Origin of the sequence: Deinococcus multiflagellatus (assembly GCF_020166415.1) — a bacterium.
Classification (GTDB): domain Bacteria; phylum Deinococcota; class Deinococci; order Deinococcales; family Deinococcaceae; genus Deinococcus; species Deinococcus multiflagellatus.
On record NZ_JAIQXV010000004.1, the window covers coordinates 153,647 to 167,882 of the forward strand.

The 14,236-nt window shown below is 64.0% G+C and carries 14 protein-coding genes; 5 read left to right on the forward strand and 9 right to left on the reverse strand.

Annotated features, from left to right (window positions below; all coding sequences use genetic code 11):
• Positions 1-241 precede the first annotated feature (241 nt).
• Positions 242-820 carry an NADPH-dependent FMN reductase gene (locus tag K7W41_RS07770; RefSeq protein ID WP_224606558.1) on the forward strand — a complete coding sequence of 193 codons (579 nt, stop codon included), beginning with the start codon at positions 242-244 and terminating at the stop codon, positions 818-820.
• Between the two features lie 200 nt (positions 821-1,020).
• On the opposite strand, the gene K7W41_RS07775 is transcribed toward K7W41_RS07770, so the two are convergent.
• From K7W41_RS07775 to K7W41_RS07795, 5 genes are all read right to left on the reverse strand, one after another.
• Positions 1,021-1,725: an ABC transporter ATP-binding protein gene (locus tag K7W41_RS07775; RefSeq protein ID WP_224606560.1), complete on the reverse strand. Its 705-nt coding sequence runs from the start codon at positions 1,723-1,725 to the stop codon at positions 1,021-1,023.
• On the reverse strand, positions 1,726-2,490 hold the full coding sequence (locus tag K7W41_RS07780; protein ID WP_396115309.1) for an ABC transporter ATP-binding protein: 765 nt from the start codon (positions 2,488-2,490) through the stop codon (positions 1,726-1,728).
• On the reverse strand, positions 2,487-3,428 hold the full coding sequence (locus K7W41_RS07785) for a branched-chain amino acid ABC transporter permease (protein ID WP_224606562.1): 942 nt from the start codon (positions 3,426-3,428) through the stop codon (positions 2,487-2,489). Before K7W41_RS07785 ends, K7W41_RS07780 begins: the two co-directional genes overlap by 4 nt.
• Before the next feature lies 1 nt (position 3,429).
• Positions 3,430-4,404 carry a branched-chain amino acid ABC transporter permease gene (locus K7W41_RS07790; protein ID WP_224606563.1) on the reverse strand — a complete coding sequence of 325 codons (975 nt, stop codon included), beginning with the start codon at positions 4,402-4,404 and terminating at the stop codon, positions 3,430-3,432.
• Positions 4,405-4,509: 105 nt separating this feature from the next.
• Complete coding sequence (locus K7W41_RS07795; protein WP_224606565.1) at positions 4,510-5,679, reverse strand: ABC transporter substrate-binding protein; 1,170 nt, start codon at positions 5,677-5,679, stop codon at positions 4,510-4,512.
• 250 nt (positions 5,680-5,929) lie between these two features.
• Here K7W41_RS07795 and K7W41_RS07800 point away from each other — a divergent pair, with 250 nt between their 5' ends.
• The 4 genes from K7W41_RS07800 to K7W41_RS07815 all read left to right on the forward strand — a co-directional run bounded on the left by K7W41_RS07800 (position 5,930) and on the right by K7W41_RS07815 (position 9,159).
• Positions 5,930-6,889 (forward strand): HAMP domain-containing protein, encoded by a 960-nt coding sequence (locus K7W41_RS07800; protein ID WP_224606568.1) that lies wholly within the window; start codon positions 5,930-5,932, stop codon positions 6,887-6,889.
• Positions 6,886-7,866 carry a FadR/GntR family transcriptional regulator gene (locus K7W41_RS07805; protein WP_224606571.1) on the forward strand — a complete coding sequence of 327 codons (981 nt, stop codon included), beginning with the start codon at positions 6,886-6,888 and terminating at the stop codon, positions 7,864-7,866. Before K7W41_RS07800 ends, K7W41_RS07805 begins: the two co-directional genes overlap by 4 nt.
• Positions 7,867-8,334: 468 nt before the next feature.
• Entirely contained in the window at positions 8,335-8,706 is a 372-nt protein-coding gene (locus tag K7W41_RS07810; protein ID WP_224606574.1) for a hypothetical protein, read from the forward strand.
• 204 nt (positions 8,707-8,910) lie between these two features.
• On the forward strand, positions 8,911-9,159 hold the full coding sequence (locus K7W41_RS07815) for a hypothetical protein (protein ID WP_224606576.1): 249 nt from the start codon (positions 8,911-8,913) through the stop codon (positions 9,157-9,159).
• A gap of 237 nt (positions 9,160-9,396) precedes the next feature.
• On the opposite strand, the gene K7W41_RS07820 is transcribed toward K7W41_RS07815, so the two are convergent.
• The 4 genes from K7W41_RS07820 to K7W41_RS07835 form a co-directional block, all read right to left on the reverse strand.
• Positions 9,397-11,106 carry a DNA polymerase/3'-5' exonuclease PolX gene (locus K7W41_RS07820; protein ID WP_224606579.1) on the reverse strand — a complete coding sequence of 570 codons (1,710 nt, stop codon included), beginning with the start codon at positions 11,104-11,106 and terminating at the stop codon, positions 9,397-9,399.
• Between the two features lie 569 nt (positions 11,107-11,675).
• Positions 11,676-12,197, reverse strand: coding sequence for a hypothetical protein (locus K7W41_RS07825; protein ID WP_224606582.1), 522 nt, complete (start codon positions 12,195-12,197; stop codon positions 11,676-11,678).
• The gene (locus K7W41_RS07830) at positions 12,194-12,544 is read right to left on the reverse strand and encodes a hypothetical protein (protein WP_224606585.1); all 351 of its coding nucleotides are present in this window, start codon (positions 12,542-12,544) and stop codon (positions 12,194-12,196) included. The genes K7W41_RS07825 and K7W41_RS07830 overlap by 4 nt, the downstream gene beginning before the upstream one ends.
• Positions 12,545-12,573: 29 nt before the next feature.
• A complete protein-coding gene (locus K7W41_RS07835) occupies positions 12,574-14,223 on the reverse strand; it encodes a hypothetical protein (RefSeq protein WP_263489636.1) in 1,650 nt (549 codons plus the stop codon).
• Positions 14,224-14,236: the final 13 nt, after the last annotated feature.

The window sequence follows — 14,236 nt, forward strand, 5'->3', positions numbered from 1 at the left end:
TCCGGGGTTGAAGCCGGAGCGCCTGCAGAAAATCCAGGGCGGGACTGTTCTGTGAGGGGAACAGTCCCGCCCGTTTTCGTGGGGCGAAGGCGACAGGCGCGTGGGGCCTCCATGAGCCCTGGGCGCCACAAGCATGAAGTGGGGTCGGGTGGCGGCCCGGGGAGCGGTGGGGTATGCCTGAGGCTGGCCCAGCGGCAGGGTTCACCGCCACGCCCCCGCCCACGGTCCAGGAGGCCACACCATGAAAATCGCTGTGATTATCGGCAGCACCCGCGCCGCGCGCTTTGCAGACAAGCCGGCGGCGTGGCTGCGCGGCATCCTGACCGGGCGCACCGACGCCGAGTACGAGTTCGTGGACCTGCGCGACTATCCCATGCCCTTTTTCGACGAGGTGGCTTCCAACGCCTGGGCGCCCACCCAGAACGAGGTGGCCGTGCGCTGGCAGCAGAAGATCGCAGAGTTCGACGGCTACATCTTCCTGACGCCCGAATACAACCACGCGCCCACCGGGGTGCTGAAAAACGCGCTGGATTACTCGTACCCGGAATGGAACAGGAAACCGGCGGCCTTTGTGGGCTACGGTTCGGTGGGGGCCGCGCGGGCCATCGAGCAGCTGCGGCAGATCGCCGTGGAACTGCAGATGGCGCCCATTCGCACCAGCGTGCACATTCAGGGCGCCGACTTTTTTGGCGCGTGGCAGGCGGGCGCCGCGCTGGAAGAGATGGCGCACCTGCAGCCCGGCGTGCAGAACATGCTCTCAGAGTTGCACTGGTGGGCGGCGGCCCTGAAGACCGCGCGGGAGGCGGCGCCCCAGGGCTAACAGCAGTCATCCGTTCCATTGAGGGGAGTGAGGGACCCCCTCAACGCCACTTCAACCGCCCTCTGTCGCGGTGACCCGCGCCGCTCGCCCCACATGATTTCAAGGTGAACCCTTCAGGTCATGTGGTGACCGCTAGGAATCCAACGGTACACCGCCGCGCCCGCTCCAGCCAGGAAGCGGGCGCGGCATTGCGGTGGGCCTTAACCGCCCAGATACGCGTGCAGCACGCGTTCGTCGTTCACCAGCTGGGCACTGTCGCCGCTGAAGGTCAGTTGCCCGGCCTCCAAAACATAGGTGCGGTGACTGGCGTTCATGGCGAGGCGGGCGTTTTGCTCCACCAGCAGAATGGTCACGCCCTGCTCGTTCAGTTCGCGGATGATGGTAAAGATCTCGCGCACGATGATCGGCGCCAGGCCCAGGCTGGGTTCGTCCAGCAGCAGCAGTCGGGGGCGGCTCATCAGGGCGCGGGCGATGGCCAGCATCTGCTGCTCGCCGCCCGAGAGCGTGCCGGCCAGCTGGTGCCGGCGCTCGCCCAGGCGGGGAAAGCGTTCGTACATGGTCTGCAGGTCGGCCCGCACGCCGCCCTTGCGGGTGTAGGCGCCCAGTTCCAGGTTGTCCTGCACGCTCTGGCGGGCCAGCACCTGCCGCCCTTCGGGGCTCTGGGCGATCCCCAGGCGCACGGCTTCATCGGCGGGCAGGCGGGTAATATCGCGCCCGGCAAAGCGGAGGCGGCCCGCCACCGGCCGCAGCAGCCGCGACACCGCCCGCAGCGTGGTGGTCTTCCCCGCCCCGTTCGCGCCGATCAGGGTGACCACCTCGCCTTCGTCCACGGTCAGGGACAGGCCGCGCACGGCCTGAATGGCGCCGTAGTTCACGCTGAGGTTCTCGATTTCCAGCAGCGGCATCTATTCGCCTCCCAGGTACGCTTCGATCACGCGGGGGTCGCGCTGCACGCTGGCAGGGTCGCCCACGGCGATCAGCTCGCCAAAGTTCAGCACCGCCACGCGGTCACACAGGTTCATCACCAGCGGTACGTGGTGTTCAATAACCAGCACTGTCAGATCAAACTGATCGCGCACCTGCCGGATAAAGGCGGTCAGCTGGCCTTTCTCGGCGGTGTTCATGCCAGCGGCGGGTTCGTCCAGCAGCAGCACGCGCGGCTCGGTGGCCAGGGCGCGGGCAATTTCCAGGCGCCGCTGGTCGCCGTAGCTGAAGTTCCCGGCCAGCTCGCCCGCCCGGTCCCCCATCCCCACGAGGTCCAGCAGGGCCCAGGCGCGGCGCTCCACCAAGCGCTCTTCGGCGCGCGCCGCCCCGAACACCCCGCGCCACAGGCCCGCGTGGGTGCGGGCATGCTGGGCGATCTTCACGTTTTCCAGCGCCGAGAGGCCCTTGAACAGGCGGATGTTCTGAAAGGTGCGGCTGAGGCCCGCCTGCGCCACCCGGTGCGGCGGCAGGCCCGTAATCCGCTGGCCCTGGTAGGTCAGGCTGCCCCCCGAAGGCGGGGTGAGGCCCGTCATCAGGTTGAACAGCGTGGTCTTGCCCGCGCCGTTGGGGCCGATCAGGCCGAAGATCTCGCCCGGGTACACCTCGAAGCTCACGTCGTTGACGGCCACCAGCCCGCCGAAGCGCCGGGTCATGTGCTGTGCCTGCAGCACGGGCGCCGCTGTCATGGCTTCACCTCGGCCACCGAGACGGGCGGGCCCTGCACCGGGGGCCGCTGCGGGGGCCGGGGCCGCGAGAGGCGCGACAGCGCGCCCACGATGCCCTGCGGCAGGTACAGGCTGGCGACCACCAGCACCAAGCCGTTGATCACCAGGCGCCAGTCGGCCAGGAAGCGCAGCACCTCGGGCACGGCGCCCAGCAGCGCGCCGCCCACCACCGGACCCCAGATGTTGCGGCTGCCGCCGATCAGCACCGCCGCCAGAATGGTGATGCTGGCGTCGAAGGTGCCCTGCTTGGCGTTCCAGGTGTTCAGGAACGGCGCGCTCATGGCGCCCACCAGTCCGGCCAGCACCGCGCCGATCACAAAGGCCAGGACCTTGTAGCGGGTGGGCGGCACGCCCATGGCGTCGGCGGCCAGTTCGTCCTCGCGGATGGCGCGCAGCGCCCGGCCCACCCGTGAGCGCTCCAGCTGCCACGCGAACAGCAGGGTCAGCGCCAGCAGCGGCCCGAACAGAAAGATGTACGGCCAGCGGTCCTGAAAGCCAAACGCCTGCGGAATCCCGAAGATGCCCACCGCGCCGCCTGTAATGGTGAGGTTCAGGGCCACCACCCGCAGAATCTCCACAAAGGCAATGGTCGCCAGCGCGAGGTAAATGCCGCGCAGCCGCAGGGCGGGCACCCCCACCACCACGCCCAGCAGCCCGCCCAGCACCGCGCCGGCCAGCCAGGTGAGGGGAAAGATGGCGCTCCCCAGCGTGTCGCGCAGGCCCGCAAACGCCGGGTTGGTGAGCATAATGGCCGCCACGTAGCCGCCCAGCGCGTAAAAGCCTGGGCTGGCGAGGCTGAGCTGCCCGGCCTGCAGCGGAAAATAGAGGCTTAAGCCCAGCAGGCCCGCCTGCAGCATGGTGGCAATCAGGAAGCCGTAGGTTTGCAGAAAATCGGCCACGTTACACCTTCTGGATGGCGCTGCGGCCCAGCAGTCCCTGCGGGCGCACAAGCAGAATGGCGAACAGCAGCGCAAAGGCCGCCGCGTCCTTGTAGGCCGAGTAATCGGCGGGCACAAAGGCTTCTGCCAGCCCGATCACCAGCCCCCCCAGCACCGCGCCCGGAATACTGCCCAGGCCGCCCAGCACAATCACCGCCAGCTCCTTGAGGCCGTAGGTGACGCCGAAGTAGGGCCCCGCCACCCCGAAGGCCGTGCCCACCAGCGTGCCGGCCAGCCCGCCCACAAAGCCCGAGAGGAAAAAGGTAATCACGATAAAGCGGTCCACGCTGATCCCCAGCAGGCTGGCGGTGCCAGGGTTTTCGGCCACCGCGCGCAGCGCCTTGCCAATTTTCGTGCGGCCAATCACGTAGCCCAGCACGGCCAGCATGACGAGGCTGACCGCGAAGATGATCACCTGCACGGTGCGGATAATCACCACCTTGCCGCCCAGGGTGAAAGACAGGGCGGGCGGCGTATCGCCGTAGGCATTGTCGGGGAAGCTGTAGATTTCCGCGCCCACCAGCAGCTGAATCAGGTTCACGATCACCAGCGCCACGCCCAGCGAACTCACCAGCGCCAGCAGCGGGTCGGCGCTGCGCGAGCGCATGGGCCGGAAAGCGAGGCGCTCAATGAGCACCGCCACCAGCCCGGCCAGGGCCGCGCCCAGCAACGTGGCCAGGGCAAAGGTCAGCGGTTGGCCGGAGAAGGGCGAGCCGTTTGGAAACAGGGTGAGGCCCCTGAGAAGCCCGTTGTTGGAAAACTCGCCCACCACCAGCGTGTAGGTGAAATAGGCGCCCAGGGTGAACACCGCGCCGTGCGCAAAGTTGATGATGCCCAGAATGGAAAAGACCAGGGTGTAGCCCAGCGCGAAAATGGCGTACACACTGCCAATGGCGAGGCCGTTTAAAAGGTTCTGAAGCAGTTGACTGAGTTCCACGGCGAACAGCCCTCCTTGGGTGCTGGAGCGGGACCAAACCAGATGCAGGGGGCCACGCCCTGTGAGCAGCCGACCTCACAGCGCATGGCCCACCGCCGACCCGCCTTACTTCAGGTACACGAAGCTGCCGTTCTTGGCGTCTTTCATGCGAATCTGCGCCACGTAGAACTCTTTCTGAATCACCTCGCCGTCCTTATCAAAGGAAATCAGGCCCAGCGGCGTGTTGTATTTGCCCAGCAGAATCTGCTTGTTCAGTTCCACGCGCAGGTCGTCCAGGTCCCAGGTGTTCAGTTTCTTCTTGCGGTCAATCACCTTCAGGGCCTCGACCATCACCTGCACGCCCGCGTAGGCCTGGGCAGCGAACTGCGGCGGGGCCTTTTTGTACTGCGCGGTGTATTCCTTCACGAACACCTGATTGGCGGCGCTGGGCTGCGCGGGGCTGTAGGCCTGGGCGATAATCACGCCGTCGCACAGCTTCTGGCACACCGGGAACATGTTCGAAGTGTTCAGGCCGTTGCCGCCGATAATCAGCCCCCTGTAGTTCGACTGCCGCAGCTGTTTGACCAGATTGCCGCCGTCGGCCGCCAGCCCGGAAATAATCACGAGGTCCACCTTGGCGTTCAGCACCGCCGTCACCTGCGTGGTGAAATCTGTGTCGGTGGTCTGGAACTTCTGCACCGTGGCCAGGGTCAGGCCCTGGGCCTTGACCGTTTCCTGGAAGGTGCCGGTCTCGCTGGTGGAAAAGGCGTCGTTCTGGGCGTACAGGACCGCCACGTCCTTGATTTTGGGGTCCAGCTTCAGGGCCTGCCTGACCGCGTTGGGCGCCACCACCGCCACCGGGGCCGACACCCGGGCGATAAAGTTGCCAATCTGCGGAATGCCCTTGGCGGTGTTACTGGGCCCCAGCACCGGCACCTTGGCGCGCTCGGCAATGGGGTCCGAGGCAAAGGCCTGCTGCGAGAGGGTGGGCCCCACGATGCCCACCACCTTGTCCTTGGTGATCAGCGTCTGGAAAGCGTTGATGGCCCCGGCCTCGTCGCCACCCGTGTCCTGAAACACCAGTTTGAAGGGCGTGCCGTTGATGCCGCCACGCGCATTGAGGTATTTCTCGGCAAAGCGGGCACCGATCACCTGCTCCTGGCCCAGCAGCGCGGTGTTGCTGGTCTGGGCCACCGCAATCCCGATGGATACGGTGTCTACCTTCTGGGCCTGGGTCAGCCCCAGCGTGAGCAGCAGGGCCGCAGACAACAGACGGGGCAGCGCGGTCTTGGACATGGCAACTCCTTACACTTCCGGCCCCGGTGTCTCCGGATGGGCCGGTCAGACAGACAGAGCGGCCACGCCCGCCAGGGGGGCAGCACGCACCATCACAGCCGTGACCAACGGGTGGTCACGCCACCTGCGCAACTTGTAGAAAAGGACAGGGTGAGTGTAGGCTGAGGCCAACGGGCAAGTCAACTGTTTGAATGTTCAGATCAATGAACTCGGTTCAATAAGACTGGGCATGCACGCCCCAGGAGCCTCCATGACCATCACCACCCCGGCCCCCCTGCGGGTCACCCGCCCCGAACGGCGCCTGAGCCTGCGCACCAAGGCGCTGCTGATCAGCGTGCTGCCTATTCTGGGACTGGGGGTGCTGCTGGCCGCGCTGCTCACCGCCCAGCGCCGGGCCGAGGTGGGGACCATTTCGCGCTCCCTGAGTGCCTCGGTGGCAAGCGTGCTGGCCAGCACCCTGGACGTGACGGACCTGACGCAGGTGAACGTGCAGCTGCGCGCGGCGGTGGCCTCGCCCAGCGTGGCCTTTATTGACGTGCAGCCTGCGGGCGAGGCCCCGCGCTACTTTTTCAGCGACGAGCCGCAGACCGACTGGCTGCTGCGCGCGCAGCTTGACGCCTTTTTGCAGGCCCAGCCCGGCGGCACCCACCTGGAAGTGCCAGACACCCGAGCCCAGGCCTACCGCGCCGCGCAGGCTGCCCTGGAAGACACCTGGGGCGTGGGCGCCCCCCAGAGTGTGACCGAGCACCTGCGGGACGCCGTGGCCCGCCTGAGCGCCACCGAAGGCCAGACCCAGGTGTACGAGGTCACGCAGCTGGACGTGTACGACACGCCGGGGGGGCGCGTGCTCCGCCTGCCCGGCGAGGCCGCCCCAGCCGGGCAGCCGCTGTTTCATCTGGCGATTGGCGTCACGCTGGGCAGCCTGAACACGGCGCTGCACCGGCAACTGCTGCTGGTGCTGCTGGCGTGCGCCGTCACGGCGATGATCGCGGCCCTGGTGGCCTACTGGGCGGTGCGCCGCGTGGTGGGCGTGATTCTGGCGATCACCGAGGCCGCGCAGCAGGCCAGTCTGGGACAGCTGGACGGGCCCATTCAGATTCGCCCCGGGGGCCGCCCCGACGAACTGGGCGACCTGATCAGCGCCATTGAGCGCCTGCGCGTAAGCCTGCACCTCGCCCTGAGCCGCCTGCGCCCGGGGGGCCGCCCATGAGCGAGGGCAGCGGCGCCTTTTCCCCCGAGCCCCTGGACAAACGCTCGCTGGGCGAGCACATCGCCGCGCACCTGCAGGCCCTGTTGCTGGACGGCCAGCTGCGCCCCGGCGACACCCTGCCCAGCCAGCGCGAACTCGCCACCCGCTACGGCACCAGCGTGGCGGCCGTGCGCGAGGCCATCAGCATTCTCTCGGCCAGCGGTGTGGTGGACGCCCGCCCCGGGCGCGGCACGGTGGTGCTGCCTGTCACCCAGCAGGCCCCCAGCATCAACCTGTGGCTGGGGGTGGTGCACGACGAGGCCGAAGCCCGCGCCTTTCTGGACACCCGGCAGGTGCTGGAGCACTACACCATTGCCCAGGCCGCCCGGCGCGCGACCCCCGAGCAGCGCGCCGAACTGCTGGCGCACCTGCACGCCATGCGCGACGTGCAGGGCGACCCGGAGCAGTTCATTCAGGCCGACCTCGCGCTGCATCTCGCCGTGGCGCAGGCGGCGGGCAACCCGGTGGTGTTGCGGCTGCTGCGGGCCATACATATGCCACTGGCGAACGTGCTGCGCGCCGTGAGCACCGAACTGCTGCAGGGCGGCCGTTTTCCAGCGCTGTACGCCACGCACGAGGACATCATTCACGGCATCATCCGGGGGGACGCAGGCGGGGCCACGCGGGCCTTTGACCACATGCTGCACCAGACCACGGAAGGCGGCGTGCTGGAACGCGCTCTGGGCCGCCACGCCCAGCCCGAGCCGCCGCTGGGCCCGGCCTTTTTAGAAGACCTGCACTGGAACCTGACCCGCCTGATTGGCCCCATGGCCGACGTGCTGATTCCCGAAGCCGCCAGCGAACTGGGCGTGGACCCCGGCGCCCTGACCCGCAGCCACCTGGGCCGCTACCTGGCGAACCTGGCCCGCCAGTTGCCCGAAGCCAAACAGGCCGAGTGGCAGGCCCTGGCCGAGTTGCTGGAAAAGCGGTACGGCTGAACCGGGCGGGCACCGTAGCCGTTCCAGGGGCCCGCAGGAGAGGGGCGCCCTGAACGGCCGCTCGCCTGAGCCGCTTGGCGGATGCACCGGTGCAGGCCCGCGCCTATCCTCGTGGGGATGACCTGGCGAGACGACACCCAGTAGGCCCGTTGGAGGGGGCCTACTATGGCCAGACGTTTATGGGCGCGTGATACGGGACTCCTCTGATTCCAAAGCATATTCGGAAGGGCACAAATATGCTTTTCCATCGCCGGAGTCCCGTATTCTCTCGTGTTCGCTTCGCTCAGCCCTCGCCTTCGGCTCACCCGAGTTCCTTATGAACAGCACACGCGCCGCCTTGTCGCCCGTCGTCTTGCGCACCACATTCAGCCATTTTTCGGTTACGGGGAGCCCCGGGCTGTTCAGGCCGCGTGGCCCCGGCAGCAGTGGTGCGAACTGGGCCAGTTTGAAGAATGAGTTCCCGCGCAGGTGCTGGCCTCCCAGCATCCGGGCTCGGTGCTGGAACCGGTGCGGCGCCGGCGCCGCAAGCCCAGGCCGCACTGGGCCGTGATGGGTTACCGGGTGGGGTTTGCCCAGCGGCTGGGCGCTCCTTTTCGCACGCCCGTCATGACCTGGGAACTGGAAGAAGCCGTGGTCCGTTTTCAGCAGGCGCAGGCCCGGCGCTGGCTGAAACGGGGCGGCCTGAGGGGCGGCGTTTCTGCGGCAACCCGTGTGGCCCGTCGGCGCTGGCGCCGGGCCGGCCGGGCGATCTGCCGCCTGGCCCAGCAGGGCGACCTGAAACGCGCCGAAGCCCTTGATCCCCAGCCGCGCCGCCTGGGCGTCATGTGGGAGATCTGGTAACGGGCGGGGGCGGCGTCTGTGGCCGCCCCCTTTTTATTCATTCTTTGGAAGATCCACGAGAGACACGATGTCGCCAGTGCGGCGCACAGACGGCAGGGAGCTTGAGCGGATGAATCGGTCCTGACTTCTGACGCGGCGTCACATTCCGTAGCACACATCTAAATGATGCGCCGATCGAACAGCCTATAATATAATCATATGAGTATGGAGCGAGCCCTTTCATTAATACAGAATTTTCTGGATCCATCCTTTATAGGTCAAGCTTCTGATAAGGAAGTCTATGAAATGGGAGAGGAGTTGAAAAGTATTACAGGTCATCCGAAGCCTCTTGATGTGCTGTTTCACACCTTCTACGAAGAAGACCTAGAGGATGGTCTCATACTTACGCCAGAATTTCTCCTTGATTTCATGGTGAGAAAGCAGTCAGAAATTGACCCACAAGGAGGCAGTTAGACGATATCCATAGACTCCCTGTCATGCCTCCCTAATTTTTACCCCAACTTCTATTTGCAGCTTCCGGTTACTCTAGCGAGCTTCGCTCACTTAGACATTTAATTAAATTTTTTACCTAAATATTCCAAATTCAAGCCACTTGAGAGCTTTGTAACGTTAGCTTGCAGCCCGTCCGCAGTCCTAACGGCAGCGTGAAGAGAATTGTTATATACAGTGTTCAAAAGTGACAAAGTCCTGCTAGCCCCGCGCCGCCCGCTGCGCCTGCACGAAGGCCAGAAACGCCTCGCGGTCCAGGGTGTTGACCACCTGCGCCGGGGTCAGGCCGGCTTTCCGGGCCACCATCACGCCGTATTTTGCGTCGGCCAGGCCAGCGGGCACATGGGCGTCGGTGTTGATGGCGAAGGTCAGGCGCTCACGCCAGCGCAGGGCCACGCGCCAGTCCAGGTCTAGGCGGTAGGCGTTGGCGTTGATTTCCACCACCGTGCCCTTCTCCTCGCAGGCGGCCAGCACCGCGTCCAGGTCCAGCGCGTAGCCGGGGCGGCGCAGCAGCAAGCGCCCCGTGGGGTGGCCCAGAATGGTGACCAGCGGGTGCTGCGCGGCGCGGATCAGGCGTTCGGTCTGGCGCGCGGCGTCCAGGGTAAAGAGGCTGTGCACGCTGGCCACCACGTAATCCAGCTCCTGCAGCACGTCGTCTGGATAGTCCAGAGAACCGTCTTCCAGAATATCCACCTCGGCGCCCGCCACGATGGGCAGCCCGGCCGCCTGCAACTCGCGGATTTCTTTCAGCTGGGCCTGCAGGCGCTCAAGGCTCAGGCCGCCCGCATAGTGCGCGGCGCGCGAGTGGTCCCCGGTGCCCAGGTAGCCGTGGCCCAGGCGCACGACTTCCCCCGCCATCTCGGCAAGGCTGGCCGCGCCGTCGGACCAGGTGGAATGGGTGTGCAGCATGCCGCGCAGGCTCTGCACGGTGACCAGTTCATCCGGGTGGGGCAGCGCCGGCCACAGGGCGTCGTGTTCGGGTTCGCGGTACTCGGCGGGGCGCAGGGTGAGCTGCAGGGCCTGGGCCACGTCGGCCTCGGTGGGGGTGTCCAGCGGCTGCCCCTGGCGAAGCAGGCCGTGGCCGCCCAGTTCCAGACCCTGGGCACGGGCCGCAGCCTGCAGGCCCTCGCGGTAGGGCGCGCTGCCGCCCATCGTCAGGTCCAGGGCGCCGCGCACCGCCGGGGTGGGCGCAAAGGCCACCTCGACGGGTACGCCGTCCACCCGCCCGGCCAGTACCGGGCGGCCCTCTAACGGCGCGAGGCCCTCAACGACCCCCGCCAGCGCCTCGCCCAGGGCATCCGGGCTCCCTGTCACGGTTACGCGCGCAGCCCGCACCGTGTCCAGGCCCCGGCGCACGTCGCCGGCCGGGCGAGGGTCAAAGGCGGCCAGTTGCCGGCACAGCAACTCGGTCACCTCGCACGCGGTGCTGAGGTGCTGGCGCTCCTGCGCGGCCAGGGCAAACTCCACCGCGCCCAGAAAGCCAGCGGCACTCTTGGGGCCAAAACCGCGCAGGGCCGCCACCCGGCCGTCGCGGCAGGCCTCGCGCAGGCCTTCGAGGGAATCAATGCCCGCGTCCCACAGCGCCCGGATCTTCTTGGGGCCCAGCCCGCGCACCCGGAACAGACTCAGCACCCCGGCTGGAATGAGGCTGGCGGCGTCTTCCAGCGGCGCAAACACCCCGCCGCGCGCGTAGGCCAGCAGGTCCGCCGCGATTGTCTTGCCCACCTTGGGCACCCCGGCAAACCCAGCGGCGATCAGGGTGTCGGCCTCAGCGTCCAGGCTCTCCAGGCTGCGGGCGGCGCTGCGAAACGCCTGGGCACGAAAGGCATTGTCGGCTGAGCCCAGCAGGTCCAGCAGATCGGCGGTGGTTTTGAGCACCGAGACGAGTTGCTTTTTCGTCACATCGGACATGGGATTCAGAGTAGCGGGGCGCTCCGCAGATAGGCTGCTTTGGTCCTCCAGCTATAGCACAGCCAACAGCCAGCCTCGCTTTCCATGCCGGGTCCCCGCATGCCTGGGCCGACGCCCGCTCTATGTACGAGGTGCGAGTAAGCTGGGTCGCTTTAAACGGCAACTGCGGTGATCCCGGGCCGAGGACGCATAACAAAACGAGCGACCAAAGGTCCCCCTGAATTGAGCGACCATACGTAGGACGTCGCGCCCAATGACGTCTGAATGTATCAAAAGGTGTGGCCGACCCTATGGCCCCAAACCAACGGCAGGTTCTCTGCCATGGAAAATTGGATGAGATAAAGAAAGTCAGGCAGGGCGCGCGCTGACCGGCCGAGTCGGCGGAAATGACGCTAACCACGAGGTTTGAAGCTGGATTGTCTCTGTTCATTAAAAACCGACAGAGGAGGCACAAGTAACGCTAATGCCGGCATTAAGTCTTGCGATTTTAATCTGGCTAATATGAATCAGGATTGTGAAAATACATCCCTCGAGCCAATAAATTTATCTATTTCGAAATAATGCGGCTGCTAATGGTCTTTTCTGAATTCTTTGTATTCTTCTACCTTATCCCAGAACAATTCTGGAGAGATGCTGCCAATCAAATACCTCTCAGCATCCCTGAAGAAGAGAGATATAAACTGCGATACCCCATAGTAACCGGCAGAATCAGAGAATGTTTTCTTCATCTCTCTGTAGTGCTGCGAGGGCAACGTTATAATGTCTCTGATTAAAATAAAGTTTTGCTGATCTTTGTTAACTAATATACGTATTTGATGATCGTTAGTAATGCTTTTTATACTATCGACCACATCAAGCAGGATGGCCTCCAGCTCCGCGAAGGGCCTTTTTTCATTTATACTGGGCTGCCACAGAGGGTCTATAAAATGTGACCAGGAACTATGATAATAATTTTCTGTTGACAACACATAATATCTTAATTGAAGTATGTGGATGAACTGCCTATTATATTGATAATCAACATAAACCTCAAAGTTACTAGGGTTAGATAGGATTAGATGCGCAGGGAATATATCTGTTTGCTCTTTCACTTTAACCCCATGTAGCTTCTTCCCTTAGCTGTTAAGACATACTGCCCCAAGTCGTAGTCAAGTTTTACCAGCCCCATTTCCTCATAATCTTCAATTATTCTACTCTTCGGCTGTTTGGCAATTGTATATTCCACAATTAAATGCGCATATCGATATGGCGTAACCGGTCTGATATTACTTTCTTGCATCTTAACAGCTTTTATGTCAACACCCTTTTCAGCCAGCTCTTTTAAAAGATCTTCATAAAGGTCATGCTTATCTAAAAACTTATCCATTAGCTCGGGACGCAGATTTAAGTATCTTGCCTCATTATATTCGTGGCTTATAAGATCTTTAAGGTGTTGCAATTCTTCATTAGTAATTTATTCGCCTTTAGTCACCCTCTGCCATAAGAGAGCATGTCCGCATTTGGCTCGAAGCGAGAGACTCTGACGATGCCGTCGTCCATGCGCATGAGATGATCACGCATTATCAGGTGTTGTTTAGCCAGGAGCACCTGTTCTTCTGACATACCCACCAACTTGGCAATTTTTGGTACATCGTCCTGACGCGCACGTATCGAAGGCCAGAAATCTTTTACAGCAGGCCATTCATTTTTCGGGAATTTCGCCAATCTGGCATCTTGACTTGCATTGGCTGCAGTGCCAGCCACGCGGCCTGTATTCACTTCCCCGGCAGCCCACCGGTAGCGGCTGCCACGGCTCAGGCCCTGCACGCTGCTGGCCAGCGGGCCCAGGTTTTTCAAACCCGCTGCGCCTGCAGCCACCACACCGGCACCCAGCAGCAGGGCATCTACCTGCGCCAGCACCACCTGCGCCTGAGCGGCTTCCGGGCTGACACTCGAGAGTGCCTGGCCGCCCATGGCCTGCGTGTTCGACACCCCACGCTGCGCCTGACTGCTGAGCAAGTTTCGAGTGGTCAGAGTGGCGGTGCTGGCCAGGGCCGCTGCCCCTACCAGTACGAATTCAGGGGCCAGCAGAGCCGCAATCGTGAAGCCCAGAGCCGCTAGCGTCAGCCCGATATCCGTCCAGAGGTTCGTGCGGCTCTGGCCTTCCAACCACGCTGTCACAGCCCGGCTCTTGGCCGTGGTGGCACCCGGCTGAATGCCCTCTTGCTGCATCACCTGGTACAGCAGCACGTCCATGTGGCCTGTGGGCAGGTGGCCACCCTGAATCCTGGCGCGCAGGTCAGCAATGGCCTTACGGGTTTTGCTGTATTCCTCGTTCAGCAGGCCACCTAGCCTGGCATTTGCCGCCGCCGTATTGGGTGACGCGGCCAGGCCCGTGGCGCCGAGTTTCTTAGCCAGCAGCGCCACTTCCGGGTATTGCGCGTGCAGATAGTCACGGGCATCTTCAACCCGGGCCAATTGATCAAACTGCCTCAAGAGGGGCTCATACTGCTGCCGGAATTGCTGGAGTTGGGCAGCCGTGCTGGCAGAAGTCGGTGGTTGCAGACCAGCAGCGCGGGTTCGGCTCCAGTTCAGATAGATCAGCTGCATCAGGCCGTCTTGCTGATCGCTCAGCCTCAGACGTAGGGCTGGATTTGTAAACGGTCGGGCAGCGTCTGACCCCGCTGCCAGCACCTGCTTCTCGACTGCTCCAACCAGACTCTGCCAGGTGCGCTCCACCTGGACATTTTTCTGCGCCACCAGATGGAGCGCGGCCCAGGCAGGGTTGTCAGGACTGGTGCGCGCCATCGCCTTTTGCCGGCTGATCAGGCGCTGTTCGTTCTGTCCAAGGGTTTTCAGGGCAGCCTGCTTCAGCTTGGCCTGGAACGCTTTGACATGTTGCTCGGCGGTAAGCGGAGGGTTCGCGGCTGCCGTTTGACGCTGCACCGCCTGAGTTCTCTGCGGTGGTGCCTTTTGCTGCACCCGCTGGGCAGCCCGTGGACCTGGAGGTGCTGGCAGCACTGCCAACCTAGCGCCCATCGTCCGGGCCTCGCGTTCCAGCCCCGCATCAGGGTCGATGCCGGTGCCCACACGCCCTTGCGACTGCTGCACGGTATGGGTGACTTCATGCGCCAGCAATTCCAGGCCAGAT